We start from the raw sequence: 25,858 nt of genomic DNA, 5'->3' as shown, positions 1-25,858 counted from the left end.
ACCTCAGTCATGGCTGACCCCCAAATAGGCATCAATGACTTCTTGGTTGTTGCGCACCTCATCCGGGGTGCCGTCACCAATCTTTTTGCCGTAATCCATCACAACCACACGGTCGCTCAGATCCATTACCACGCCCATATCGTGCTCGATTAGCGCAATCGTGGTGCCAAACTCGTCATTCACGTCGAGGATAAAGCGGCTCATGTCCTCTTTCTCTTCGACGTTCATCCCGGCCATCGGCTCATCCAGCAGCAGCAGTTTCGGTTCCGCCGCCAGCGCGCGCGCCAGTTCGACGCGTTTCTTCAACCCGTAAGGCAGGCGGGACACCGGCGTTTTGCGGATGTGCTGAATCTCAAGGAAATCAATGATCTTCTCGACCGCCTCGCGGTTCTCGGTCTCTTCTGCCTCGGCCTTGCCCTTCCACAGCGCCTGCTGAAGAATATTGGTCTTCATAAAACCCAGACGCCCGGTCATGACGTTGTCCAGAACGCTCATCCCTTCAAACAAGGCAATGTTCTGGAACGTCCGAGCGATCCCTTGCTGGGCCACTTCAAAGGGCCGCATCGGCGGGCGTTTGGCACCGTGAAACCAAACCTCACCCTCTTGCGGAACATAAAAGCCCGAGATCACGTTCAACATCGAGGACTTACCCGCCCCGTTTGGCCCGATGATCGCACGGATCTCACCCTCACGGATGTCGAACGAGATATCCTTGATGGCCACCACGCCGCCAAAGCGCAGGGTGATGTTCTTCATCTCCATCACCACACCGCCGATCTTGCGGCCGTCTTCGGTGACATATCCTTCGGAGTTATCCAGCATCAGAACCTCCCTGACACAAAAACGGGACGGCGGGCGGGGCGATGACCGCAGGTCGAGCGGCGCGCGTCAGCCCACTCATTCCGCCGCCACCTTGTGCTGCGCGACCGGAACCACTGGCGCATCGACAATTTCCAACGTCGCAGAAATCGATCCCTTACGACCATCTTCATAGGTCACTTCAGTCGTGGTCGAAACGCTCGACGACCCGTCGTACAACGCCGCTATAATGTCGCTGAATTTGTCCTCGACAAACCCACGCCGCACCTTGCGGGTCCGGGTCATCTCGCCATCATCGGCATCCAGTTCCTTGTGCAACACCACGAAGCGATGCACCTGACAACCCGATAGCATTTCATCGGCGGCAACCGACTTGTTTACCTCTTCCACATGCGTCTTAATCGTCTCTAACACACGCGGATGTCCCGCCAGTTCTTGGTAAGATGCATAAGCAACGTTGTTGCGTTCCGCCCAGTTTCCAACCGCTGTCAAATCGATATTGATGAAAGCCACGCATCGATCCTTGCCATTCCCGAACAGCACGACTTCAAGAATATCGGGATAAAACTTCAGCTTGTTCTCGACATATTTCGGCGCGAACATCGAACCATCAGCCATCTTGCCCACGTCTTTGGCACGGTCAATGATCCGTAGATGGCCGGAGTTCTCCTCGATGAACCCGGCATCCCCCGTCGCCACCCAACCTTCGGCATCCTTGGTCGAAGCCGTCGAATCCGGGTTGTTGTAATACTCGACGAACACGCCAGGTGAGCGGTAATGAATCTCGCCCTTATCATCGATCTTCAGCTCGACATCTGGGGCCGGAACACCAACCGTATCCGCCCGTACCTCGCCATCCGGCTGCACGGTGATGAACACGGTCGCTTCGGTCTGACCGTAAAGCTGCTTCAGGTTAATGCCCAAAGAGCGGTAGAAATCAAAAATTTCCGGCCCGATCGCTTCACCCGCCGTATAGCCCACACGGAACCGGCCATAGCCAAGCGTATCTTTCAGCGGGCCATAGACCAGCAAATTGCCCAGCGTGTATTTCAGCTTGTCGCCAAAGCCCACCGCCTTGCCGTCCAGCAACAGGCCACCCACCTTCTTGGCATGGGCCATGAAATAATGGAACATGCGCTGCTTCAGCTTGCCCGCATCCTCCATCCGGATCATCACGTTGGTCAGCTGGGTTTCGAACACCCGCGGCGGGGCAAAGAAATAGGTCGGCCCGATCTCGCGCAGGTCTGTCATCATCGTGTCGGCGCTTTCGGGGCAGTTCACGCAGAAGCCGCAACAATAAGCCTGACCAATCGAGAATATGAAATCGCCAACCCAAGCCATCGGCAGGTAAGACAGGATGTCTTCGTTCCGGGTCAGATGATCGAATTCCGCCGAGTTCTTAGCGCTTTCGATAACATTGCGGTTCGACAGCACCACGCCCTTGGGCTTGCCCGTGGTGCCCGAGGTATAAAGCATCACGCAGGTATCATCGTAAGTGATCGCCGCAATGCGCTTGTCCAGTTCCGCATCAAACCGCGCGTGCCCCGCACTGCCCTCGGCCATGATGTCCTCAAGCGCGTTCATCTGCGAGTGGTCATACTTCCGCATCCCGCGCTTGTCGGTATAGAGTATGTGTTTGACTTGATGCAGGTTTTCCTGAATCTCGATGACTTTGTCGACCTGCTCCTGGTCACCGCAGACGACATATTTCGCGCCGCAATGCTCCAGCACATAGGCCATCTCTTCGGCGACCGAATCCTGATACAGAGGCACCGGCACCGCGCCTACCATCTGAGCGGCAACCATCGACCAGTAATGGGCGGGACGGTTCCGACCAATCACAGCAATATGGTCACCCTTTTCAACGCCAAGTTCTAGAAACCCAAGCGCGATGGCACGGATTTCTTTGGCGGCTTCCGCCCAGGTCCAGCATTGCCAGATCCCGAATTCCTTTTCCCGATAGGCCGGGGCATCCCCGAACTGGGTCACATTGCGGTGTAATAGCGCCGGAAGAGAGTCCATCCCTTCAGCGCTCGACTGCGTCTGAGCCAATCTTTCTCTCCTCCCCATCCGACCCCTCCCCGGGCCGAAAATGGCGGGTTCGGGATGGTGCCCGAACGCCAATGCCCCGATAAGGGACGTCGTAACGATCAGCGTCAAGTTTTGCCTGATGTTTTCTCAATTCTTACGAATTGTAACAGGGGCTGAGGAATGAAGTTCCGAGTTGTACAAGATGTAAAAATCGTTGAACTGGATAAACCAGCGCTGCCAAAAGCGAATACAACCGCTGCATTTTTTTGGGCAACGCGTGAGTTCGTGATAGAATTGATAATGCATAGAGCTCAGCAGATCATATTTGTGGCCATCGCGGTTTTTGTGATCGCTGGTAGCGGGAGTGGACCGATTTCATCCGATGAGCTAAAGGATTGCCCCGGCCATATTGGTGAACTTGACTTACCCATTGAGTGCATGTGCACAAAAGAGGCGCAACGGATACGGCCGTTCAATGTACAGGGATGCGAAGTGTACGCTTGGTGGAGCAACATTTGTATGGCCGCGGTGCATGCGGGAATTGCTACGCGTGAGGGCGGGCCAGTCCGGATCGAACAAAGGGAACCTCAAGCAGAATACGTCGGTTGCCTTCGTAACGATATGTTCAGCAATGACATGCACCACAGTGATTTGCCAAGCTTTGTCGTTTTGCCAGTTGAGTCAGATTAGAGTCTTTTTTAAGGGCTTATAGCCAATCCCTCAGAACCGGGATCAACGGCACATCTGCCGCAGGCATCGGGTAGTTCCTCAGATCATTCGCACGCACCCATTTCAGCGCCTGACCTTCTTTCGATTGCGGTATGCCCTCCCATTTGCGGCAGGCAAACAGCGGCATCAGCAGGTGGAAATCGTCATAGCTGTGGCTGGCAAAGGTCAGCGGCGCGAGGCACGAGGCCCAGGTGTCGATGCCCAGTTCCTCGTGCAATTCGCGGATCAGGGCGGCCTCGGGGGTTTCGCCGGGTTCGATTTTGCCGCCAGGGAATTCCCAGAGACCGGCCATGGATTTGCCCTCGGGACGTTGGGCCAGTAGGACGCGGCCCTCGATGTCGATCAGAGCGACAGCAGACACCAATACTGTCTTCACGAGCGATAATCCGCGTTGATCTCGATATATCCGTGGGTCAGATCGCAGGTCCAGATGGTGGAAGCGCCCTGACCCAGTCCCAGATCGACTCCGATCACCAAATCCTGACCTTTCATATAGGCCGCAGCGTCTTCCTCGCGGTAGTCGGGGCTGACCCAGCCTTTTTCAGCCACAAGGATGTCTCCGAACGATATGCTCAAAAGGTCGCGGTCTGCAGCAGCACCGGATTTGCCGATGGCCATGACGATGCGGCCCCAATTCGGGTCCTCGCCCGCGATGGCGGTTTTGACCAGCGGGGAGTTGGCGATAGCCAGCCCGTGGGTTTTGGCATCAGCATCCGTGGCGCCGCCGGTCACACGAATTTCGACGAATTTCGTGGCCCCTTCGCCGTCGCGGACCACTTGCTGCGCAAGGTCCAACATCACTGTTTCCAGCGCTTGCGCGAAAGCGGCATTGCCGGTGGCATCGACGCCCGATGCCCCGGTGGCGCAAAGCAAGAGGCTGTCGGATGTCGAGGTATCGCTATCCACGGTGATGCAGTTGAAGGTCCGGTCGGTCTGCGCGCCCAGCATCGCCTGCAGCGCTGTCTGCTCGATCTGAGCGTCGGTGAAGATATAAACCAGCATCGTCGCCATATCGGGCGCGATCATGCCGGAACCCTTCGCTATCCCCGCAATAGAGACTGTTTGGCCGCCAATATCGACCTGCGCCGACGACCCCTTCGGGAAGGTGTCGGTGGTCATGATCGCGCGCGCCGCGTCCTCGATCGCGTGACGGCTGAGGCCCGCCTTCAACGCCTCAAGCTGTGCAACGATGCGGTCATGGGGCAGCGGCTCGCCGATGACACCGGTCGACGAGGTAAAAACCCGATCTACCTCAACACCGGTAGCTTTGGAGACGGCTTGCGTCACCTCGGCCACTGAGGTCTGCCCGTAATGGCCGGTAAACGCATTGGCGTTGCCCGAATTCACAAGGATCGCTGCAGGCCCGTCGCCGGGCCCGCCGATCTTGTCCTGACAATCCAGAACGGGGGCCGCACGGGTGGCCGAGCGGGTGAACACTCCGGCCACCGAGGTGCCCGGATCAAGAACGGCCAGCATCACATCGGTGCGGCCTTGATATCGGACACCAGCCTCGACAGTGGCGAAGCGCACACCGTCGATCGCGGGCAATTCGGGGAAGGCCGCCGGGGCCAGCGGTGAAACCTTGGTTATCGTGGCCACTGGGTTACTCCTGCAGCAGCTCCAGCTGGCGCATGACCTCGGGGCCGGCGCCCTCGAGCGCGGGACGCTCGATCTGCGCTTGCTGCGTCAACTCGTCAATCTTGGCCTGAATTGCTTCTTGCCGAATGGTCTGAGCCAATTCATCGCGCACGACCGCCAATTCGGGGGCCTCGGTCTTGCGCTTGTCGTTCAGCGTGACCACGTGCCAACCAAACTGGGTTTGCACCGGATCCGAGACCTGACCCTTTTCAAGGCCAAGCACGGCACCTTCAAACTCGGGCACCATCTGGCCTTTGCCGAACCAGCCCAGCGCACCGCCATTGGGGCCAGAGGGTCCTGTGGATTTTTCTTTCGCTAGCTCAGCGAAATCTGCGCCTTCTTCAAGTTGGGCTTTGACAGCTTTGGCTTCGTCCTCGGATTCGACCAGAATGTGGCTGGCATTGAACTCGTCTTCGCCCTGAAACTCGGCGAATTGCGTGTCATAGGCGGCCTGTATGGCCTCATCAGTGACACTGGCGGCTGTCAGCGCTTCGACGGTTTGTACGGCGCGCAGGGACCGGGTTTCGTTTTCCAGTCGAAGGGCGTTTAGTGTATTCAGCTCTTCCTGTTCAAGGCTCAGCAGGTGCTGCTGGACCAGTTGCTCGAGGATGAAATCATATAGCACCTCATCTTCAAGCTGCTGATACTGCGCCGGCAGCGCCGAGGCGGTGGCGATGACGTGACCCAATGTGATCTCGTCGCCGTTCACGCGGGCAACCACGGTGTTGGCATCCGGTGCGTCCTGGGCGGCCAGCGGCGACGCCATCACGGCAGCAAGCGCAAGCGATGGCAGAAAAGTGAGGCCTTTGGGCATGGAATTATCCTATTTCTTTGCCGCGACAGGGCGCAGCGTTGACACTGTGGAACCTGCCCCTTACATCGCTTTGAAGCCTTGGACAGGGCCGCCTTTCACCCCCGTATCTAGGGGTTGCGCGCAAGGTGGGCAAGCCTGTCGCAACCAAGAAAAAAACAGATCCGCTGGAGTGAACATGCTGGGACTCGGAACGCTCGCCAAAAAGGTGTTCGGAACACCGAACGACCGCAAGATCAAGGCGGCCCGCCCGCTGGTCGAAAAGATCAATGCGCTGGAGCCGGAGTTCGAGATCCTGACCGACGATGGCCTGATCGAGAAAACCGCTGAGCTGCGCAAACGAGCGCTGGACGGTGAAAAGCTGGATGACTTGCTGCCGGAAGCATTTGCCAATGTCCGCGAAGGGGCCAAGCGCGCCCTGGGTCTTCGGGCCTTTGATGTGCAGTTGATGGGTGGTTTGTTCCTGCACCAGGGCAATATCTCGGAAATGAAAACGGGTGAAGGCAAAACCCTGGTCGCCACCTTCCCCGCCTATCTGAATGCACTGACCGGCAAGGGCGTGCATGTGGTCACGGTGAACGAATACCTGGCCAAGCGCGACTCGGAATGGATGGGCAAGGTGTTTGCGTCCGTTGGCATGACGACCGGTGTGATCTGGTCGGGCCAACCGGATGCCGAGAAGATGGCGGCGTACAAGTGTGACATCACCTATGCCACAAATAATGAGTTGGGCTTTGACTATCTGCGCGACAACATGAAGGCCGATCTGGAACAGGTCTATCAGAAGCACCACAATTTCGCGATCGTCGACGAAGTCGACTCGATCCTGATTGATGAGGCGCGGACGCCGCTGATCATCTCGGGGCCGGCACAAGACCGATCGGACCTTTATACTGCCATCGATACCGTGATCCCGACGCTGCAGGACGATCATTACTCGCTCGATGAAAAAAGCCGCAGCGTGACGTTCACCGATGAAGGCAACGAGTTTTTGGAGCAGCAATTGCTTTCAGCGGGTCTGCTGCCCGAGGGGCATTCGCTGTACGACCCCGAAAGCACCACTGTAGTGCATCACGTCAATCAGGGCCTGCGCGCGCATAAACTGTTCCAACGTGACAAGGACTATATCGTTCGGGATGGCAATGTGGTGCTAATCGACGAATTCACCGGTCGGATGATGCCGGGCCGCCGCTTGTCGGAGGGTCTGCACCAAGCCATCGAAGCCAAGGAAGGCGTACAGATTCAGCCCGAGAATGTGACGCTGGCCAGCGTGACATTCCAGAACTATTTCCGCCTCTATGACAAGCTGTCCGGCATGACCGGCACTGCGCTGACCGAGGCGGAAGAATTTCAGGAAATCTATGGTCTGGGTGTGGTCGAGGTTCCGACCAACAAGCCAATCGCGCGTGAGGACAAAGACGACCAGGTCTATCGCACGACAGCCGAAAAATACGGTGCCATTATTGAACAGGTCAAAAAGGCCGGTGAAAAAGGTCAGCCGGTTCTTGTCGGCACCACGTCGATCGAAAAGTCCGAAGTGATCAGCCAGATGCTGACTAAGGAGGGTATCGAGCACAATGTGCTGAACGCCCGTCAGCACGAACAGGAAGCCCAGATCGTGGCCGATGCAGGCCGTCTGGGTGCGGTGACCATCGCCACCAACATGGCGGGCCGCGGCACCGATATTCAGCTGGGCGGCAATGTCGAGATGAAGGTGCTGCAGGCGCTGGCCGAAAACCCCGAGGCTGACCCGGCCGAGTTGCGTGCGGCAGAAGAAGCCAAGCACGCGGAAGAAAAGGAAAAGGTGCTGCAGGCCGGTGGTCTTTACGTAATGGCGTCCGAACGTCATGAAAGCCGCCGGATCGACAACCAGCTGCGCGGGCGTTCGGGACGCCAAGGTGACCCGGGCCGCACCGTGTTCTACCTGAGCCTGGAAGATGACCTGATGCGCATCTTCGGTTCGGAACGTTTGGACAAGGTCCTGACCACGCTGGGCATGAAAGAGGGCGAGGCAATCATTCACCCCTGGGTGAACAAATCGCTGGAACGGGCGCAATCCAAAGTCGAAGGTCGCAACTTTGACATGCGCAAAAACGTTCTGAAATTCGACGACGTGATGAACGATCAGCGGAAAGTCGTGTTCAGCCAGCGGCGTGAAATCATGTCAGCGGATGATCTGTCGGATGTCGTGTCCGATATGCGTGAGCAGGTGATCGACGATATGATCGACGAATTCATGCCGCCAAAATCATATGCAGATCAATGGGATACAGAAGGTCTGCACGAAGCGGTCAAAGACAAGCTAACCATCGATGCGCCGGTTCAGGACTGGGCCGCCGAGGAAGGCGTGGATGACGAGCAAATCCGCGAACGTCTGATCAAGGCCGCCGATGAGATGATGGCGCAGAAGGCCGTGGCTTTTGGCCCGGAAAACATGCGCAACATCGAAAAGCAGGTTCTGCTGCAGACGATCGATGGCAAATGGCGCGAACATCTTCTGACGCTGGAACATCTGCGCTCGGTCGTGGGTTTCCGTGGCTATGCCCAGCGCGATCCGCTGAATGAATACAAGAACGAAAGCTTCCAGCTGTTCGAAGGGATGCTCGATTCTCTGCGCGAAACCGTCACGCAGCAATTGTCGCGCGTGCGCCCGCTGAGCGAGGAAGAGCAAAAGGAAATGCTGGCGCAGATGGCGGCGCAGCAGGCACAGGCCCAGCAAGCTGTAGATCAAGCCGCAGACAATGCCGAGGCGGTAGCCGAAGCGCAAGCCTCTGGCGACAGACGCCCGGGTTTTGTCGAGGATGATCCGTCAACCTGGGGGAACCCGTCGCGCAATGATCCTTGCCCCTGCGGCTCGGGCAAGAAGTTCAAACATTGCCACGGCAGGTTGACCTAAGGTCACCTGCTTTCCACCACAATGAGTCCGCCTCACGGCCACATATTGGCCTTGTTTCGGAAGCAAATTGCGACTCGCTCCTTCAACTGGGGAGGGTGTTTTGTTTGTCATTAAGAACTACGTGACCACGGGCGGAACCGTTGCCTGCGCCTTGGCCATTGGATATTTGATGCAAAACGGATCGGCGCAGCAACGCAATGCTGAGCCGAGCGGTGAACGCGTCGCTTCGATTTCGGAACAGGACTCAGACCTGACCGGGTTGGAAAGCGTTGTTCTGACCTCTTCTTCACCGACAGAAGCGCCCGTCGAAAGACTACCTCAATCCTCGCGCCCTGCGCCTGAAACCAGCCGTTCACCTTCGAGCTGCGATATGAGCGCGCGCGCCATGGCTGTGCCCGGCGCGAATGTACGGCTGCGGGTCAAGGCCCCCTGCCACGCAAACGAAACCATCGAAGTTCATCACAACGGGCTGGTTTTCAGCACCGAAACCGATGCGCTTGGCGGTTTGAACCTGACCATCCCGGCGCTGTCGGAATACGCTATTTTCCTGATTTCGCTGCCGGATGAGAAAGGCACCGTTGCGACGACGCATGTGCCCGAGATCAACAGCTTCAACCGGGTCGCATTGCAATGGCAGGGCGAAACCGATCTGCAGCTTCATGCGCTGGAATTCGGCGCAGGTTATGGGGAGGAAGGCCATGTGTGGTCCGGCTCCGAAACCGGCGGTGCGGGCTCGGTGATCCATCTGGGTCAAGGCGGCTCGGACGGTGCGCGCAATATCGAGGTTTATTCATACCCCATCGAGACCGCAACCGAGGCCGGAAGTATCACACTGTCGGTTGAAACTGAGGTCACTGAAGCAAATTGCGGCAAGCCCCTAAACGTGCAATCATTGGAATGGCGCGCGGAACGGCTACGCTCACGCGACCTGTCGCTGGATATGCCCGGTTGTGAGGCAGCTGGCGATTTTCTGGTGTTGAATAATCTGTTCTCAGACCTGACAATCGCTGCCAAATAAGCAGCAGGCAGATCTACGGTTTCCAATGAACATTCTTCGTGCGGCGTTCGCCGCGCTTTTTGCCTTATCCTTGGCACAAAGCGTATTCGCGCAGGACATCACTTTGACCTCGCATGACGGCAAGGTAGAAGTGGTCGGCACCCTTCTTGGTTACGACGGTGAATTCTACCGTGTCGATACGCAATTCGGAGAGCTGACGGTCGATGGATCGGGGGTCACCTGCGACGGCCCAGCTTGCCCCAACCTGACGGATTTTGTGGCCGAAGTTCGTTTCTCTGGCTCATCAGTAATCGCCGAGACACTGCTGCCCGCGCTTGCACAGGGCTTTGCCATCGAGGAAGGGTTAACCCTGTCACAGCCCGAGGGCACCGGAGACCTGCGGGTCTACGCCCTGAATCAGCCTGATCGGCAGGCGCCTTTGGCGAGGTTCATATTTCGAGCAACGGATACGGCTGACGGCTTTATCGATCTGGTTGAGAACACCGCAGATGTCGTGTTGGCGCAGCGGGAAATTCGATCAGACGAACTGGAGTTGACCAAAGCCGCTGGGCTCGGAGATCTGACGCAAACCCGTCGGTCGCGCGTCTTGGCTCTGGATGCAATCGTGCCAATCGTGTCGGCTGACAATCCCGTGCGCCAGATATCGCTTGCTGATCTGGTGAAGGTTTTCACCGCCGAGGTCGCAAATTGGGGCGATCTCGGTGGGCCTGATGCGCCGATCTCTCTGCATCTGCCACAGGTCGGTTCCGGGCTGGATCAGGCGGTCGAGGATTTGCTGTTGTCGCCGACGAACGCACCAATGACCACAAAGATCATACGCCATACCCGCAACAGCGATTTGGTGCGCGCAGTCTCGAACGACCCATTCGCGATCGGCATCGCCAGCCTTGCCGAAGCCGGGGCTGCACGCGCCCTGCCTCTGACCGGTGGATGCGGACATGCCTTGCCGGCAACGCGGCAGTCGGTCAAGACCGAAGATTATCCGCTGACCTCACCCATGTTTTTCTATTTGCCACAAAGACGATTGCCCAAAGTCGCGCGACAGTTTTTGGCCTATACCCAAAGCAGCGCCGCACAGATGGTCATCCGGCAAGCCGGATTTGTCGATCAATCCCTTGAAACAATCCAGGTTGGGCTGCAAGGCGATCGGCTGGCCAATGCGATCAGCACCGGTGGAGCTGAGGTCGGGTTGGAAGAGTTGCAGCGCATGATCGAAACTCTCCGTCCACTTTCGCGGCTATCTTTGTCCTTTCGGTTCGAACCGGGGTCTTCGCGGCCCGATGCTCAGTCCCGGTCAAACATCTTGAACCTTGCGCAAGCTTTGGAAAGCGGAACGTTGGAGGCGCGTCAATTGATCTTTGTTGGGTTTAGTGACGGCGAGGGCGCGGCGGTCGCCAATTCACGTATTGCCCTGCAGCGAGCCAAAACCGTCCGAAACGCAGTGCTGGCATCGGTCGAAACCAGCCTCCCCGACAGCATCGAAATCAGTGTCGAGGGCTTTGGCGAGGCCATGCCGATGGCCTGCGACGACACCGAATGGGGCCGTAAGGTGAATCGTCGGGTCGAAGTTTGGATCCGATAATCCTTACAAATAGCCTTGCGAGCGGAAACTCAGTTCGGCCGATTTCCCGATGATCAGGTGATCATGCAAAGTCAGCCCAAGGGCGGAACACGCATCCTGAATCCGGTTGGTCATATCGATATCCGACTGCGACGGCGTCGGATCACCGGATGGATGATTGTGGACCAGGATCAGAGCCGAGGCATTGAGTTCCAACGCCCGCTTCGCGACCTCTCGCGGATAGACCGGCACATGATCCACCGTGCCTTTGGCCTGCTCTTCATCCGCAATCAGCACATTCTTGCGATCTAGATAAAACACACGAAACTGCTCGATCTCGCGGTGCGCCATCGTGGTGTGACAATAGTCCAGAAGCGCATCCCATCCCGAGATCACATGCCGTTGCATCACCCGGGCACGCGCCATGCGATGGGCACAGGCCTCAAGGATTTTCAGATCGGTAATCACCGTGTCCCCAACGCCTTTGATCTGACGCAGCCGTTCCTCGGGTGCAGTCAACACACGATTGAAATCACCAAACTCTTCCATCAGTGCCCGAGCCAGCGGTTTCACATCCTGACGCGGGATGGATCGGAACAGAGCAAGTTCCAGCAGTTCATAATCCGGCATCGCTGCTGATCCGCCAGACATGAACCTTTCGCGCAGCCGCTTGCGATGGTCTTTGATGTAGGAGGGTAACCGACCAACGGGCAGCGGCTGCGCCGGTGCTTCATCCGTATCGAACAGCATGGGGGCTTCGGCAAAGGCGTCTTGGGTCATAACACCACTCTGACGCAGAATCGGTTTCCGAAAAGTTAACGCGCCTTATCCCTGCCCGCCGGATCGGCAACACACGGATCCCCTGTTTCATCTGGCCATAAATATCTCGGGGGGGTCGCCCAAAGGGTGATGGGGGCAGAGCCCCCTTGCTTAACCGTTTAACCCTTCATGCCATCCCAGAAGGACTTTACAGAAGAGAAAAAGCTTTTAGATTCCGGGTGGTTATCTTCACCCAAATCGTCAAACTCACGCAGAAGTTCTTTCTGACGACTGGTCAGATTGACCGGAGTTTCCACGGCAAGTTCGATGAACATATCCCCGATGCCTCCGCCGCGCAGGGCGGGCATGCCTTTGCTACGCAGGCGCATCTGGCGGCCCGACTGGCTGCCGGCAGGAATCTGAACACGACCGCGACCACCGTCGATGGTCGGCACCTCGATCGAACCGCCAAGTGCTGCCTTGGCCATGCTGACTGGCACACGGCAATAGAGGTTCACGCTGTCACGTTCGAACAGCTTGTGCTCGGAAACTTCGACAAAAATATAGAGGTCACCGGGAGGACCACCACGCATTCCGGCCTCACCCTCACCAGCCAGACGAATCCGGGTGCCGGTCTCGACACCGGCAGGGATGTTCACGGACAATGCGCGATCTTTTTCAACGCGCCCCGCACCTTGGCACGACTTACAAGGGTTCTTAATGATCTGACCCAAACCAGAGCAGGTCGGGCAGGTGCGCTCAACCGTGAAAAAGCCCTGTTGCGCGCGAACCTTACCCATGCCGGAACAAGTCGGACATGCGGTAGGTTCAACACCACCTTCGGCACCAGTTCCCTCGCAAGAGGAACAGGCCACAGCCGTAGGAACGTTTATGGTTTTCTGCAGGCCTGCATAAGCCTCTTCCAACGTGACCCGCAGGTTATAGCGCAGGTCTGAACCGCGTGCGGCGCGACGGCCCCCGCCTGCCCCACGCTGGCCACCCATGAAGTCGCCGAACAGGTCGTCGAACACGTCAGAGAACGCGCTGGAGAAATCGCCCTGACCGAAGCCGCCACCGGGACGGCCGCCGCCACCGCCCATGCCGTTTTCAAACGCGGCGTGACCAAAGCGGTCATAAGCGGCTTTCTTGTCAGCATCGCGCAGAACATCGTAAGCCTCGTTGGCCTCTTTGAACTGCGCTTCGGCATCGGGGTTGTCCTTGTTGCGATCGGGATGCAGCTGTTTGGCTTTCGAGCGAAAGCCTTTTTTGATCTCATCCGCAGAAGCGCCCTTGGACACGCCGAGCACTTCGTAATAGTCGCGTTTGGACATCAGTATTTCCTTCTGCCTCAACGTAATCGGGCCGGCCCGGCAACCGGACCGGCCCAAATTGGCCCGGTTACCCGTTAGTTACGCTTATCGTCGTCCAGATCTTCGAACTCGGCGTCGACAATGTCATCGTCACCCGGCGCGGCATCTGCGGCTGCGGGCTCATCTTCGCCCTCTTCCGCCTGTGCCTTATAGATCGCCTCACCCAGTTTCATGGCCGCTTCGGTCACGTTCTGGATGCCCGACTTGATCTTGTCGGCATTGTCCGTTTCCAGCTCATCCTTGAGCGCAGCAACGGCCAGCTCGATCGCTTCGACGGTCGACGGGTCGACCTTGTCGCCATGTTCCTCGATCGATTTCTCGGTCGCGTGGACAAGGCTTTCGGCCTGGTTCTTGGCTTCGACCAGCTCTTTGCGCGCCTTGTCCGCCTCGGCGTTTTCCTCGGCATCCTTGACCATCTTGTCGATATCTTCGTCCGACAGACCGCCTGAGGCCTGAATTGTGATCTTCTGCTCTTTGCCAGTGCCTTTGTCCTTGGCCGAAACCGAGACAATGCCGTTGGCGTCGATGTCAAAAGTCACCTCGATCTGAGGCATGCCGCGCGGTGCGGGCGGGATCTCTTCCAGATTGAACTGACCCAGGATCTTGTTGTCCGCAGCCATTTCGCGCTCACCCTGGAAACAGCGGATGGTCACGGCGTTCTGGTTGTCCTCGGCGGTCGAGAAGACCTGGGACTTTTTCGTCGGAATGGTCGTGTTGCGGTCGATCAGACGGGTGAATACGCCACCCAGCGTCTCGATGCCCAAGCTGAGCGGGGTCACGTCCAGCAGAACCACGTCTTTGACGTCGCCCTGCAGAACACCGGCCTGAATGGCGGCACCCATAGCAACAACTTCGTCCGGGTTCACACCCTTGTGCGGCTCCTTACCGAAGAACTTGGTGACCTCTTCGATCACTTTCGGCATGCGAGTCATACCACCGACCAGAACAACCTCATCCACGTCGCCAGCCGACAGGCCCGCGTCTTTCAGGGCAGCCTGGCAAGGCTTCATCGACTTCTTAATCAGGTCGCCAACCAGCGATTCCAGCTTGGCACGGGTCAGTTTCATGACCATGTGCAGCGGTTGACCGTTCGAGCCCATCGAGATGAACGGCTGGTTAATCTCGGTCTGCGAGGTCGAGGACAGCTCGATCTTGGCTTTTTCAGCAGCTTCTTTCAGACGCTGCAGGGCCATCTTGTCGGCAGACAGATCGACACCGTGTTCCTTTTTGAACTCATCCGCCAAGTAGTTGACGATGCGCATGTCAAAGTCTTCACCACCCAGGAAGGTGTCACCGTTGGTCGATTTGACTTCGAACAGACCGTCGTCGATTTCCAGAATGGTTACGTCGAAAGTACCACCACCAAGGTCATAAACCGCGATGGTTTGGGTTTCTTCCTTGTCCAGACCATAGGCCAGAGCAGCCGCTGTCGGCTCGTTGATGATCCGCAGCACTTCCAGACCGGCAATTTTACCGGCGTCTTTGGTGGCCTGGCGCTGAGCATCGTTGAAGTATGCCGGAACGGTGATGACTGCTTGCGTGACTTCCTCACCCAGATAGCTTTCTGCGGTTTCCTTCATCTTGCCCAGAGTGAAGGCCGAGATCTGGCTTGGGGAGTACTTTTCACCGCGGGCTTCAACCCACGCGTCGCCATTGCCGCCATCAACGATGGCGTAGGGCACCATTTTCTTGTCTTTTTCGACTTCTGCATCATCCACACGACGACCGATCAGACGCTTGACGCCAAAGATCGTGTTGTCGGGGTTGGTGACCGCCTGACGTTTTGCAGGCTGACCGACCAGACGCTCATCTTCTGTAAAAGCGACGATCGAGGGCGTGGTCCGCGCCCCTTCGGCGTTTTCGATGACCTTCGGCTGCGAGCCGTCCATGATGGCCACACACGAGTTGGTGGTACCGAGGTCAATCCCGATTACTTTTCCCATATTTTCAATCCCTTTCCATTCAAGGCGATGTCCCGAGGGTTGGACCCGTTGCGGCATCCTGCCCCCGATTGATGTGCGCGACAGCACTACACCATCGCGCGTCGAGGCGTATATAAGGGCGAGAACAGGGGCCTGCAAGCGTTCAGAAACGCAGGTTTTCGGGAATCTGTGGCCTTTTTTGGCAAGGTTTTGGCAAGGTTTGGGGATTCTGGAATGGCGCGGCTGTTATTGCGCGGATTTGATATTCGGAAAGGCTATTTGGATGCGGCGGCGCAGTCGCATCTAGTTGACCTGCTTAGGCCGATTCTGAAAGTGGCACCGCTTTATCGGCCCGTGACACCTTCGGGCAAGGAAATGTCAGTGCGCATGACCTCGGCCGGGGCGCTGGGATGGGTCACTGACCGGGCGGGCTATCGGTATCAGGACACGCACCCAAAGGGCATGACATGGCCCGCGATTCCAGATGAGATTTTGACCATCTGGCAGGACCTGACGGGCGCGGATCGCCGGCCCGATTGCTGTCTGATCAACTATTACGGTGAAGGCACCAAGATGGGCCTGCATCAGGACAAGGATGAGGCCGATTTCTCGTGGCCCGTGCTGTCGATTTCATTGGGCGATGACGCGCTATTCCGCATCGGCAATACAACACGGGGCGGCAAGACCGAGTCGATCTGGCTGAGCTCGGGCGATGTGGTGATCATGGGCGGCCCGGCACGCTTGACCTATCACGGGGTTGATCGCATCCGGTTTGGATCATCCAAACTTTTGCCAAAGGGCGGACGCATCAACCTGACTTTGAGAGTCGCAACGTGAAACACAATCCAAATTCGGGATCAGCTTTTCAGGATAAAGTGTGCACCGCCAAGATCAGCGTCGCGCATCCCAGCTTTTCGAGACCTGCTTACGGGTATAGAACTCGCCCAGCAGGCCGATCATCGTCAGGATTATCCCGACCCAAAGCGCGTATTCCCAACTGGAGTTGCGGGGAAAGTAGTTTCGGAACACAAAACCACGGCATTGATCTATGATGTGAAACAGCGGGTTCCACGCAAACATAGTCAGCATGAACCCACCCAATGCGTTGCCGACGAACATCTTGCCAGAAAATATCATGTTCAGACGACGGTACATACTTGTCAGGATGCTTACCGTATTTGGAAACCAGGGCTTTAGCGCCAGAAACACAAGACCGACTGAGCATCCTACAAACCATGCCAGCAAAAGCATCCCAAAAGCACCGCCGGGCTCCTGAATTACAAGGGGCGAGACGGCTACGCTGTAGACGAACAGGATGACCAGGATCGAGACAAGCTGCGTGTACAGAATACCGAAGGCAGATGCTGACAACATCACCATCATGGTCATCGGCGAATGCAGTGTCATCGGATTGTTGCCGGATCCAACCCCGGCGATAGCAGCGACAGACTTGATATGCGTCAGGAACAGAAAAACTCCGGAGAGCAGGAACAACACCATCTCGCCCCGGATTTTGGCCATGCCGGTCATTCGACCAATTAGCGTCATAAGTATATAAAACGCCGTCACCAGAAGAACGACCTGAACAATGTTTATCAGGATTGCGATCACCGCATTTGAATGCTGCGAGCGGATATTGCGGACCACCGCATGGAATATAAGCTCGGCGGTGGTGAAAACCCCGCCCAGCAACGACTGATTTCGCTTGTAGTGAAACACTCGAATACTCTTTCCTGCTGTGTCAGCCGCAAATTGGCACGAAATTCTTGCTGTTCCGTATCCATCGCATCATAAGTCCGTGAGATGCCCTGATCAACAAACCACAGAAACGGAGCTTTTTTGTGACCTATGACGCGCTTATTCCCGTCATCCGGCGGCTGGCCTTGCAGGCAGGCGACAAGATCATGCAGATCTATGAAGCGGATGATTTCGACGTCAAGGTCAAGTCAGACTCAAGCCCGGTAACCGAGGCGGACGAGGCGGCGGATGCTTTGATCTCGGCCGGATTGCGCGAGGCTTTTCCAGATATCCTGCTGGTGACCGAGGAACAGGCAGCTTCGCATTCCGAAAAGGGTGAAACCTTTCTGATCGTTGATCCTTTGGACGGCACCAAAGAGTTCGTCAACCGGCGGGGCGATTTCACGGTAAATATTGCTCTGGTCGAGAACGGCGTGCCGACGCGCGGTGTGGTTTACGCACCGGCGCGGGGGCGGATGTTCTATACGCAAGCCGATGGGCAAGCTGTCGAGGAAACCGGCGCACTGGACAAAGATCAGCCGGGTGTGTTGACGCCAATATCAGTCTCTAAACCAGACAATTCGGCGCTGATGATCGTTGCATCCAAGTCGCATCGGGATCAGGCGACCGAGGATTACATCAACAAATATCAGGTGCGCGACAGCAAAAGTGCCGGGTCGTCGCTGAAGTTCTGTCTGGTGGCGACGGGAGAGGCCGACCTCTACCCCCGTGTTGGCCGCACCATGGAGTGGGACACCGCTGCGGGCCACGCGGTTCTGGCCGGTGCGGGCGGACATGTGGTGCGCTTTGACGACCATTCGCCGCTGACCTATGGCAAAGACGGCTATGCCAATCCATTTTTCATCGCCTATGCTCCAGGCGTTGAGCTGAAGGAAGCCTGATGTCAGTATTGATTGCCATTCCCGCGCGCTACGCTTCGACCCGCTATCCAGGCAAACCTCTGGTTCCGCTGACCGGGGCAAACGGAACCAGCATGACTCTGATCGAACGATCCTGGCGCGCTGCGATTTCCGTGTCAGGCGTAGATCGCGTGGTTGTGGCAACCGACGATGACCGTATCCGCGAAGTCTCAGAGGGATTTGGTGCCGAGGTGGTGATGACTTCAGACACCTGCCGCAACGGTACCGAACGCTGCGCCGAGGCGCACTCGGCTCTGGGTGGCGGTTATGACATCGTCGTCAACCTGCAAGGGGATGCGCCTTTGACCCCGCATTGGTTTGTTGAAGACCTGATCTCGGGTCTGCGCAACGCGCCAGATGCGGGTGTGGCCACCCCCGTGCTGCGCTGTGACGGGGACGCACTGAACGGATTACTGAACGATCGCAAGCAAGGCCGGGTCGGGGGCACTACAGCGGTGTTCGGCAATGACCACAGCGCGCTTTACTTCTCGAAAGAAGTGATCCCTTTCACAGCCGAGACCTATGCCAGCAGTGACCCGACACCGGTATTCCACCACGTCGGAGTTTATGCCTATCGGCCTGACGCTCTGACTGCTTATCCGGGCTGGACTAGCGGTCCGCTGGAGACACTGGAAGGGTTGGAACAGCTGCGCTTCATGGAAAACGGCCGCAAGGTTCTGTGTGTCGAAGTTGAAGCCAAAGGTCGTCAGTTCTGGGAGCTGAACAACCCGCAGGACGTGGCCAAGATCGAAGAAATGATGGCCGCTATGGGGCTTGAATGACAAATATTCTGGTTACAGGTGGTGCAGGTTATATCGGCTCTCATGCCTGCAAGGCACTGGCAAGGGCGGGGTATACGCCCGTAACCTATGACAATCTTGTCACCGGATGGCAGGACGCGGTGAAATTCGGCCCTTTCGAGCAGGGCGACCTGCTGGACCGCGCCCGGCTGGACGAAGTGTTCGCCAAATACCAACCCGCCGCCGTGATACATTTCGCCGCCCTCAGTCAGGTCGGCGAAGCGATGGCTGAGCCCGGAACGTATTGGTCGAACAATGTCACCGGTTCGCTGACACTGATACAAGCGGCTGTGGATGCGGGATGTTGGAACTTTGTGTTCTCGTCGACCTGCGCCACCTATGGCGAACATGACAACGTTGTGCTGGACGAGAGCACTCAGCAGCAGCCATTGAATGCCTATGGTGCTTCGAAACGAGCGATCGAGGACATCTTACGTGATTTCCAAGCCGCATATGGCCTGAAGCACGTGATCTTCCGCTATTTCAACGTGGCCGGGGCCGACCCGGATGCCGAAGTTGGAGAGTTTCACCAACCAGAAACCCATCTGGTGCCGCTGATGCTGGACGCCATCGATGGCAAGCGGAGTGGCTTGACTGTATTCGGCACCGATTACGACACACCCGACGGCACCTGCATCCGCGATTATGTACACGTCTGTGATCTGGTCGATGCACATGTACTGGGGCTAAAGTGGCTAGAACAGGGCAAAGAAAGCCGCGTGTTCAATCTGGGCACCGGGTCGGGGTTTTCGGTGATGGAAGTCATCGAGCATTCCAAAGCCGTCACCAACCGTGCGGTGCCGTATAGCATCGGCCCGCGCCGGGCCGGGGATTGTACGCGTCTAGTTTCAGGCTCGGTCCGAGCCAAGGAAGAGCTGGGCTGGACACCAAAAAGATCAACGTTAGAGACGATGATCACGGATGCCTGGCGTTGGCATCAGAATGGCGGCTACACCAAGTGAGGCTTGAGGATCAGCCGCTAAGCTGGGTGCAGCGCTACAAGCTGCGCCTGAAACGCAAGCGGCTGTTGTGGCGATCCTTTCGCAGCCGCCATCAACTGAAGTCGTTGACTGACAACACGCAAAAGATCACACCCGGCGCCATTCTGGCCTTTACCACGCTGCGGAATGAGATCACCCGTCTGCCGTGGTTCTTTCACCATTATCGCACGCTGGGCATTGATCATTTTCTGATGGTGGATAATGGCAGCGATGACGGCTCGGTCCCGTATTTGCTCGAACAGCCGGATGTGTCGCTGTGGCGGACTACGGCAAGCTATCGCGCGTCCCGGTTCGGGTTGGATTGGCTGACTTGGCTGCAGTGGAAACTTGGGTACGACCACTGGACGTTGATGGTCGACGCCGATGAGTTACTGATCTACGCCCATCACAACACCCATACGATGCGCGATTTAACTGCATGGCTGGACGCGCGCGGTCAAACCACGTTTGGGGCGATGATGCTGGATCTCTATCCCAAAGGTCGGCTGGGCAAGCAAAGTTATGATCCGCATTCCGATCCAACCGATTGCCTGAACTGGTTTGACCCCGGCCCCTATCGTGCCCAGCGCCAAAGGCCGATGGGCAACCTTTGGGTTCAGGGAGGCGTACGCGAGCGGGCGTTTTTTGCAGATCAGCCCCAAAAATCACCGACCCTAAACAAGATCCCTCTAACCCGGTGGTCACGACATATGGCCTATGTGAATTCGTGCCATTCCGCGCTGCCCCGGTTCTTGAATTTTGAATATGACGGTCCGGGTGGGCAGACCGCCTCGGGCGTGTTGCTCCACACGAAATTCCTGCCTGAGGTTGTCGACAAATCGCGGATCGAAAAACAGAGGCGGCAACATTTTCACGACCCCGATCGGTTCGGCGCCTATTATGACGGGATCATCAGCGGGCCTGATCTTTGGACTTCTGACTCGGTCAAACTAAGTGATTGGCAACAGTTACAAGACCTTGGGCTCATGAACGCGGGCGGATTTCCTGCCACAGGGGGGAAGTAAACCGGATTTAAACCCGTTGCCTCACAAGGTGCAGAGATGTCATAAAACGTTAATGTCCGGCACCACTCAGGCCTCAGGCGGCCCCGGGCAGACGCGCGTATCAAAAAAGGTTGGGCAGCCGCGTGAGCCTTTTGGATTCCTATCGCATGAGATTGCGGCGCAAGCGCCGCCTGCTGCGTTGCCTACGTCGGCGTCGGGATCTGAAAGCGGTGCAAGATAACACCAACAAGATCAAAGAAAACGACATCTTGTTGATGAGCGTGATGCGGAACGAAAAGATCCGCCTTCCCTATTTCTTAGACTACTATCGAAAGCTTGGCATCAATCACTTCCTGTGCGTGGACAACAACAGCGATGACGGCACCCACGAATACCTGAGCAGCCAGCCGGACGTTTCGCTGTGGTGGACGGATGTAGGTTACAAGAATGCGACCTTTGGTCTGGATTGGTCCAACTACCTGCTGCGCCGCTATGCGCATAAGCACTGGGTTCTGACGGTCGATCCGGATGAATTCTTTATCTATCCTTTTTGCGATACCCGCCCGATCCGCGCCCTGACCGACTGGCTGGACGATACTGGTGTGCGCAGTTTCGGCACCATGCTGATCGACATGTATCCCGAAACCGGAATCATGGATGCGCCCTATCATGAGGGCCAGAACCCTTTTGAAGTCACGCCTTGGTTCGATTCAGGCAACTTCATGATTACCCGCAACCCGACCTATGGGAATCTGTGGATTCAAGGCGGTGCACGCGCACGGGTTTTCTTTCAGGACAATCCCCTGAAGGCTCCAGCCCTGAACAAGATACCTCTTGTGAAATGGCACCGGCGCTACGCTTATGTCAGCTCAACCCACGCCTTGCTGCCGCGCGGGCTCAATCAGGTCTATGAAGAGCAGGGCGGTGAAAAAACCAGCGGAGCGCTGCTGCATGCAAAGCTGATCAATACGCTTGGGGAAAAAGCTAAAGAAGAGTTGCTGCGCGGACAGCACTATGCTGCGTCGGGCGAGTACAAGGCTTATGCCAAGCAGTTAGAGGATAATCCGGTTTTCTGGAACAAATGGTCCGAGAAATACATCAACTGGCGACAGATTGAGATCCTCGGCCTGATGTCCAAGGGGAACTGGGCATGAGCACCTTGGGCATCGTAATGCTGGTGCACACCGCGCTGGATCGGGTTGAGCAGGTGGCACGCCATTGGGCCGCCTCGGGCTGTCCTGTGGTCATTCATGTAGATCAGAAAGTCGGCGATCCGGCTTATTCCGATTTTGTCGCCGCTTGTTCGGATGAACCGCTGATCCTGTTTTCAAAACGCCATGTCTGTGAATGGGGCGGCTGGGGTATTGTCGCCGCATCACAATCCGCCGCATCGCTTATGTTGGAGAAGTTTCCGAACGTCCGGCATGTATATCTGTCTTCAGGCGCGTGTCTGCCGCTGCGTCCGGTCGCTGATCTGATCGACTATCTGGCCGACCGACCCCGTGTCGATTTCATCGAAAGCGCCACCACGCGCGACGTGAGCTGGACGATCGGCGGCCTGGACCTGGAGCGTTTCACCCTGAGGTTCCCCTTCTCATGGCGCAGGCAACGAAAACTGTTTGACAATTACGTGCGATTGCAACGCGCCCTCGGTCTGCGCCGCAGAATTCCAGACGGTCTGGTGCCCCATATGGGCAGCCAGTGGTGGTGTCTGACCCGCCAAACCTTGTCGGCCATTCTTCAGGATCCTAAGCGCGCCGAATATGATCGCTATTTCCGCCAGGTCTGGATTCCCGATGAAAGCTATTTTCAGACACTGGCACGGCTCTATTCCACCCATATCGAAAGCCGATCGCTGACTCTGTCGAAGTTCGACTATCAAGGTCGGCCGCACATGTTCTACGACGATCACCTACAATTGCTGCGCCGGTCCGACTGTTTCGTGGCGCGCAAAGTCTGGCACAGCGCGAACCGGTTGTATCAGACCTTCCTGACCGACCACGAAGGCGCACTGACCCCGGCCGAGCCCAACCCCGGCAAGATCGACCGGGTGTTTTCCAAAGCGGTCGAGCGGCGCGTTCGCGGTCGTGATGGTCTTTATATGCAAAGCCGCTTCCCTCGCGCGGCTACGGAGCGCAGCCTGACAGCCTTTCCCTATTCGGTGTTTCAAGGCTTTACCGAGTTGTTCGAGGATTTCGAACCTTGGCTGACAAACGCCATCGGCGGGCGGGTGCATGGGCACCTGTTCGGTCCCGAACGGGCGCAATTTGCCGAAGATGAGACGATCATCAACGGTGCGCTCAGCGATTGCGCCACGCTACGCGACTATAACCCCTCGGCCTTTCTGTCGAACCTCATCTGGAATACACGAGGCGAGCGTCAGTGCTTTCAATTCGGGCCAACGGATATTCAGAAAATCAATGAATTCCTGACGCAAGACCAGAATGCACATATTGCGGTCATCTCGGGGGCCTGGGCGGTTCCATTGTTCCGTTCGAACCTGAATTTTGCCGATATCCGGTGCGAAGCTGCCCGCCTACAACAGATCGAAAGCAAACAGCTCAAGCTGCTGGATGCCGCCCGCGCAAAGACGCGCATTCGAATATGGACGATGGCAGAGTTTGTGGAATCCCCTATGGAGCAACTGCAGACCGTTCTGGAAGACATGGGCGCGCCCAAACCCACCCATCTGACCGAGGCACCGACGATGGTGAATCTGACCGGGTTCGGAAAGTTCTTGCAAAACCTCAAGAACCAAGGGATGCATCCCTATCTGATGGGGGATTTCCCTGTGAATGACGTGTTTGGCGCACAGTCCAAATCGTTCAAGAAGCCCTATTTGGTGCAGTAACCTAAAATGACCCGCCGCTTCGATTATTTCATCGTTCTGGCCGATATGCGCACAGGTTCGAACCTGCTTGAATTACAGCTGAACACGCTGGATGGCGTCACGTGTCACGGAGAAGCGTTTAACCCCTATTTCGTCGGCCTGCCAAAACTGGACAGCGTTCTGGGCTTTACCCTGGAAGATCGTGAACGCGACCCGATGGCGCTAATCGACGCTATCCGAAAGGCTCCGGGCGAGATGAACGGCTTTCGTTTTTTCAGCGACCACGATGCGCGGGCGCTGCCACCGGCGCTGGATGATCCGCGCTGCGCCAAAATCATTCTGATGCGCAACCCTCTGGATAGCTACATATCGTGGAAAATCGCCTTGGAAACAAAGCAGTGGCGGTTAGTGAACATCAAGCAACGGCGGGAAGCTCAGATCACCTTCGATGCCGAAGAATTCGCCGAACAGCTCGACCAGCGGCAAGCATTTCAACAAACAGTGCTCAAACATCTGCAGACCACCGGGCAAACACCGTTTTACATCGACTATGACGATCTAACAGATTTGGACGTTCTGAACGGCCTTGCCGCGTGGCTTGGCGTCAGCGCACGTCTTAAGGAGCTGAACCAGCATCTCAAACGTCAAAACCCAGCGCCTGCCCGGTCGAAAGTGACCAATCCAGATGATATGGAGCTGGCCCTGTCGCAACGTGACCGCTTCAAGCTACACCATATCCCAAGTTACGAGCCGCACCGCGGGCCGGCTGTTTCGCGCTATGTGGGTGCTGCGCAAACTTCGCTGATGTACCTTCCGGTGCGCGGCGGCCCCGAGGCTGAAGTGGTGCAGTGGATTGCCGATCTAGACGGGGTGTCTCAAGCCGACCTGATCACCGGCCGCAATCAAAAACAGACCCGTCAATGGATGCAGGATCATCCCGGTCACCGCAAATTCACGGTGCTGCGCCATCCGCTGGCGCGCGCGCACGCTGTGTTCTGCGACCGTATTCTGCACACAGGCCCCGGCGCATATGTCAGCATTCGCAATATGCTGAGCCGACGGTACAAGGTGCCTCTACCTGCCAAGGGTGATCTCAGCAATTATACCCGCGATCAGCATTCCGAGGCGTTCGCGGCCTTTCTGGGCATGCTGCGCAGTATTCTGGCGGGTCAAACCCCGATCCGTGTGGATGGGGAATGGTGCGGACAGGCGCAGACGCTGGAAGGCATGGCCGGTTTCACCATGCCCGACCTGATCCTTCGCGAGGATGAGATGGAAACCGCCTTGCCCGACCTTGCCTACAAAATTGGGCATACAGCCCCACCAACCCCAAACAAGGCCAAGCCGGACGCGCCGTTTGCACTTGATCAGATTTACGACGCACAGCTTGAAGCGCTGGCGAAGGAAGCGTACCAGCGCGACTATACTGTATTTGGATTTGGTGACTGGAAACCGCTTTGAACCTTGCTTAGGGGCGCAGGGTAATCACGGTTCCTTCATTCACCATGGCGTAGATCTCTTCGATCTCATCATTCTTGACCGCAATACAACCTGCCGTCCAATCCGGGGTCTTCTTAGCCCGCTTGAACTCGGATCGCAGATTGGGTTGTCCGTGAATGAAGATGTCGCCGCCCGGATCAACACCTGCGGCCTTGGCTTTAGCCAAGTCTTCCGAATTGGGATACGATATACCCAACGATAGATGATACCTGCTGCGCGGATTGCGGCGGTCGATCAGATAGGTACCCTCGGGCGTACGACCATCGCCTTTTTTGTTTTTCGTGCCGTTGGGCGCAAATCCTAGATCGATATCATACTCCCGCAAAATCTGCTCGTTATGGAGCAAATACAGCTTGCGTGCACCTTTGTTGATGACCATCGAGGTCACCTCGGGCCCGCGATAAGAAAGAAATCTGGGTTTGGCTGAGGCACATGCTGAAAGGCTCAGCGTTGCCATTGCGCCCATTCCGAATGCTCGACGATCCATTATTTTCACTGCCTGATGCTCTTTTTTGTCAATTATTATGCCAGAT

At 56.9% G+C, this 25,858-nt stretch carries 22 protein-coding genes; 12 read left to right on the top strand and 10 right to left on the bottom strand.

Annotated features, from left to right (window positions below; all coding sequences use genetic code 11):
• Nucleotides 1-3 precede the first annotated feature (3 nt).
• Together ACR0AH_RS16850 and ACR0AH_RS16845 are read right to left on the bottom strand one after the other, a co-directional pair.
• Nucleotides 4-822: an ABC transporter ATP-binding protein gene (locus ACR0AH_RS16850; protein ID WP_170426283.1), complete on the bottom strand. Its 819-nt coding sequence runs from the start codon at nucleotides 820-822 to the stop codon at nucleotides 4-6.
• A 75-nt stretch (nucleotides 823-897) separates the two neighbouring features.
• Nucleotides 898-2,841 (bottom strand): AMP-binding protein, encoded by a 1,944-nt coding sequence (locus tag ACR0AH_RS16845; RefSeq protein WP_480592913.1) that lies wholly within the window; start codon nucleotides 2,839-2,841, stop codon nucleotides 898-900.
• A 189-nt stretch (nucleotides 2,842-3,030) separates the two neighbouring features.
• Here ACR0AH_RS16845 and ACR0AH_RS16840 point away from each other — a divergent pair, with 189 nt between their 5' ends.
• Nucleotides 3,031-3,540: an LCCL domain-containing protein gene (locus ACR0AH_RS16840; RefSeq protein ID WP_480592893.1), complete on the top strand. Its 510-nt coding sequence runs from the start codon at nucleotides 3,031-3,033 to the stop codon at nucleotides 3,538-3,540.
• A gap of 16 nt (nucleotides 3,541-3,556) precedes the next feature.
• Here ACR0AH_RS16840 and mutT read toward each other — a convergent pair whose 3' ends face one another.
• Genes mutT through ACR0AH_RS16825 form a run of 3 tightly spaced genes read right to left on the bottom strand, consistent with a single transcriptional unit; the run spans nucleotide 3,557 to nucleotide 6,031 of the window.
• A complete protein-coding gene (gene mutT, locus ACR0AH_RS16835; protein WP_170399291.1) occupies nucleotides 3,557-3,955 on the bottom strand; it encodes an 8-oxo-dGTP diphosphatase MutT in 399 nt (132 codons plus the stop codon).
• The gene (gene argJ, locus ACR0AH_RS16830; protein WP_480592891.1) at nucleotides 3,952-5,178 is read right to left on the bottom strand and encodes a bifunctional glutamate N-acetyltransferase/amino-acid acetyltransferase ArgJ; all 1,227 of its coding nucleotides are present in this window, start codon (nucleotides 5,176-5,178) and stop codon (nucleotides 3,952-3,954) included. Before argJ ends, mutT begins: the two co-directional genes overlap by 4 nt.
• Before the next feature lie 4 nt (nucleotides 5,179-5,182).
• Nucleotides 5,183-6,031: a peptidylprolyl isomerase gene (locus tag ACR0AH_RS16825; RefSeq protein ID WP_480592890.1), complete on the bottom strand. Its 849-nt coding sequence runs from the start codon at nucleotides 6,029-6,031 to the stop codon at nucleotides 5,183-5,185.
• A 175-nt stretch (nucleotides 6,032-6,206) separates the two neighbouring features.
• Here ACR0AH_RS16825 and secA point away from each other — a divergent pair, with 175 nt between their 5' ends.
• The 3 genes from secA (at nucleotide 6,207) to ACR0AH_RS16810 (ending at nucleotide 11,524) form a co-directional block, all read left to right on the top strand.
• The gene (gene secA / locus ACR0AH_RS16820) at nucleotides 6,207-8,924 is read left to right on the top strand and encodes a preprotein translocase subunit SecA (protein WP_480592888.1); all 2,718 of its coding nucleotides are present in this window, start codon (nucleotides 6,207-6,209) and stop codon (nucleotides 8,922-8,924) included.
• Nucleotides 8,925-9,024: 100 nt separating this feature from the next.
• The gene (locus ACR0AH_RS16815; RefSeq protein WP_480592886.1) at nucleotides 9,025-9,942 is read left to right on the top strand and encodes a hypothetical protein; all 918 of its coding nucleotides are present in this window, start codon (nucleotides 9,025-9,027) and stop codon (nucleotides 9,940-9,942) included.
• Nucleotides 9,943-9,967: 25 nt separating this feature from the next.
• Entirely contained in the window at nucleotides 9,968-11,524 is a 1,557-nt protein-coding gene (locus ACR0AH_RS16810; RefSeq protein WP_480592884.1) for a phosphate ABC transporter substrate-binding/OmpA family protein, read from the top strand.
• A gap of 3 nt (nucleotides 11,525-11,527) precedes the next feature.
• Here ACR0AH_RS16810 and radC read toward each other — a convergent pair whose 3' ends face one another.
• The 3 genes from radC to dnaK all read right to left on the bottom strand — a co-directional run bounded on the left by radC (nucleotide 11,528) and on the right by dnaK (nucleotide 15,575).
• Nucleotides 11,528-12,283: a RadC family protein gene (radC, locus tag ACR0AH_RS16805; protein ID WP_170399305.1), complete on the bottom strand. Its 756-nt coding sequence runs from the start codon at nucleotides 12,281-12,283 to the stop codon at nucleotides 11,528-11,530.
• 158 nt (nucleotides 12,284-12,441) lie between these two features.
• Nucleotides 12,442-13,593 carry a molecular chaperone DnaJ gene (dnaJ, locus tag ACR0AH_RS16800; RefSeq protein ID WP_170399308.1) on the bottom strand — a complete coding sequence of 384 codons (1,152 nt, stop codon included), beginning with the start codon at nucleotides 13,591-13,593 and terminating at the stop codon, nucleotides 12,442-12,444.
• A 74-nt stretch (nucleotides 13,594-13,667) separates the two neighbouring features.
• Nucleotides 13,668-15,575 carry a molecular chaperone DnaK gene (dnaK, locus tag ACR0AH_RS16795; protein WP_170399312.1) on the bottom strand — a complete coding sequence of 636 codons (1,908 nt, stop codon included), beginning with the start codon at nucleotides 15,573-15,575 and terminating at the stop codon, nucleotides 13,668-13,670.
• A gap of 213 nt (nucleotides 15,576-15,788) precedes the next feature.
• On the opposite strand from dnaK, the gene ACR0AH_RS16790 reads away from it, so the two are divergent.
• The gene (locus tag ACR0AH_RS16790; protein WP_170734081.1) at nucleotides 15,789-16,391 is read left to right on the top strand and encodes an alpha-ketoglutarate-dependent dioxygenase AlkB; all 603 of its coding nucleotides are present in this window, start codon (nucleotides 15,789-15,791) and stop codon (nucleotides 16,389-16,391) included.
• A 54-nt stretch (nucleotides 16,392-16,445) separates the two neighbouring features.
• Here ACR0AH_RS16790 and ACR0AH_RS16785 read toward each other — a convergent pair whose 3' ends face one another.
• On the bottom strand, nucleotides 16,446-17,273 hold the full coding sequence (locus ACR0AH_RS16785) for an ABC-2 transporter permease (protein WP_170408775.1): 828 nt from the start codon (nucleotides 17,271-17,273) through the stop codon (nucleotides 16,446-16,448).
• 122 nt (nucleotides 17,274-17,395) lie between these two features.
• Here ACR0AH_RS16785 and cysQ point away from each other — a divergent pair, with 122 nt between their 5' ends.
• The 7 genes from cysQ to ACR0AH_RS16750 all read left to right on the top strand — a co-directional run bounded on the left by cysQ (nucleotide 17,396) and on the right by ACR0AH_RS16750 (nucleotide 25,286).
• Nucleotides 17,396-18,193, top strand: coding sequence for a 3'(2'),5'-bisphosphate nucleotidase CysQ (gene cysQ / locus ACR0AH_RS16780; protein ID WP_170776418.1), 798 nt, complete (start codon nucleotides 17,396-17,398; stop codon nucleotides 18,191-18,193).
• Complete coding sequence (locus ACR0AH_RS16775) at nucleotides 18,193-18,993, top strand: 3-deoxy-manno-octulosonate cytidylyltransferase family protein (protein WP_170408777.1); 801 nt, start codon at nucleotides 18,193-18,195, stop codon at nucleotides 18,991-18,993. Before cysQ ends, ACR0AH_RS16775 begins: the two co-directional genes overlap by 1 nt.
• Entirely contained in the window at nucleotides 18,990-19,973 is a 984-nt protein-coding gene (gene galE / locus ACR0AH_RS16770; RefSeq protein ID WP_480592882.1) for a UDP-glucose 4-epimerase GalE, read from the top strand. Before ACR0AH_RS16775 ends, galE begins: the two co-directional genes overlap by 4 nt.
• 26 nt (nucleotides 19,974-19,999) lie before the next feature.
• Nucleotides 20,000-21,016 (top strand): glycosyltransferase family 2 protein, encoded by a 1,017-nt coding sequence (locus ACR0AH_RS16765; protein WP_480592880.1) that lies wholly within the window; start codon nucleotides 20,000-20,002, stop codon nucleotides 21,014-21,016.
• A gap of 146 nt (nucleotides 21,017-21,162) precedes the next feature.
• Nucleotides 21,163-22,149, top strand: a complete 987-nt coding sequence (locus tag ACR0AH_RS16760) for a glycosyltransferase family 2 protein (protein WP_480592878.1) — start codon at nucleotides 21,163-21,165, stop codon at nucleotides 22,147-22,149.
• Nucleotides 22,146-23,846 carry a DUF5927 domain-containing protein gene (locus ACR0AH_RS16755; protein ID WP_480592876.1) on the top strand — a complete coding sequence of 567 codons (1,701 nt, stop codon included), beginning with the start codon at nucleotides 22,146-22,148 and terminating at the stop codon, nucleotides 23,844-23,846. The genes ACR0AH_RS16760 and ACR0AH_RS16755 overlap by 4 nt, the downstream gene beginning before the upstream one ends.
• Nucleotides 23,847-23,852: 6 nt before the next feature.
• Nucleotides 23,853-25,286, top strand: coding sequence for a nodulation protein NodH (locus ACR0AH_RS16750; RefSeq protein ID WP_480592874.1), 1,434 nt, complete (start codon nucleotides 23,853-23,855; stop codon nucleotides 25,284-25,286).
• A gap of 7 nt (nucleotides 25,287-25,293) precedes the next feature.
• On the opposite strand, the gene ACR0AH_RS16745 is transcribed toward ACR0AH_RS16750, so the two are convergent.
• Nucleotides 25,294-25,812 (bottom strand): L,D-transpeptidase family protein, encoded by a 519-nt coding sequence (locus ACR0AH_RS16745; protein WP_170408782.1) that lies wholly within the window; start codon nucleotides 25,810-25,812, stop codon nucleotides 25,294-25,296.
• Nucleotides 25,813-25,858 lie beyond the last annotated feature (46 nt).

Source organism: Ruegeria sp. AM5 (assembly GCF_056540645.1).
The sequence above is the reverse complement of the archived record's forward strand: the minus strand, read 5'-3'. Positions and strand labels throughout refer to the sequence as shown.

Bases quoted from the DNA above. Each gene is read 5' to 3' on its own strand.
- ACR0AH_RS16840 (WP_480592893.1), top strand. From the start codon at position 3,031: ATGAAGTTCCGAGTTGTACAAGATGTAAAAATCGTTGAACTGGATAAA.
- ACR0AH_RS16755 (WP_480592876.1), top strand. From the start codon at position 22,146: ATGAGCACCTTGGGCATCGTAATGCTGGTGCACACCGCGCTGGATCGG.
- ACR0AH_RS16845 (WP_480592913.1), bottom strand. From the start codon at position 2,841: ATGGACTCTCTTCCGGCGCTATTACACCGCAATGTGACCCAGTTCGGG.
- ACR0AH_RS16790 (WP_170734081.1), top strand. From the start codon at position 15,789: ATGGCGCGGCTGTTATTGCGCGGATTTGATATTCGGAAAGGCTATTTG.
- ACR0AH_RS16760 (WP_480592878.1), top strand. From the start codon at position 21,163: ATGAGATTGCGGCGCAAGCGCCGCCTGCTGCGTTGCCTACGTCGGCGT.
- ACR0AH_RS16745 (WP_170408782.1), bottom strand. From the start codon at position 25,812: ATGGATCGTCGAGCATTCGGAATGGGCGCAATGGCAACGCTGAGCCTT.
- radC (WP_170399305.1), bottom strand. From the start codon at position 12,283: ATGACCCAAGACGCCTTTGCCGAAGCCCCCATGCTGTTCGATACGGAT.
- dnaJ (WP_170399308.1), bottom strand. From the start codon at position 13,593: ATGTCCAAACGCGACTATTACGAAGTGCTCGGCGTGTCCAAGGGCGCT.
- galE (WP_480592882.1), top strand. From the start codon at position 18,990: ATGACAAATATTCTGGTTACAGGTGGTGCAGGTTATATCGGCTCTCAT.
- ACR0AH_RS16775 (WP_170408777.1), top strand. From the start codon at position 18,193: ATGTCAGTATTGATTGCCATTCCCGCGCGCTACGCTTCGACCCGCTAT.
- ACR0AH_RS16750 (WP_480592874.1), top strand. From the start codon at position 23,853: ATGACCCGCCGCTTCGATTATTTCATCGTTCTGGCCGATATGCGCACA.
- ACR0AH_RS16825 (WP_480592890.1), bottom strand. From the start codon at position 6,031: ATGCCCAAAGGCCTCACTTTTCTGCCATCGCTTGCGCTTGCTGCCGTG.
- ACR0AH_RS16810 (WP_480592884.1), top strand. From the start codon at position 9,968: ATGAACATTCTTCGTGCGGCGTTCGCCGCGCTTTTTGCCTTATCCTTG.
- secA (WP_480592888.1), top strand. From the start codon at position 6,207: ATGCTGGGACTCGGAACGCTCGCCAAAAAGGTGTTCGGAACACCGAAC.
- ACR0AH_RS16850 (WP_170426283.1), bottom strand. From the start codon at position 822: ATGCTGGATAACTCCGAAGGATATGTCACCGAAGACGGCCGCAAGATC.
- dnaK (WP_170399312.1), bottom strand. From the start codon at position 15,575: ATGGGAAAAGTAATCGGGATTGACCTCGGTACCACCAACTCGTGTGTG.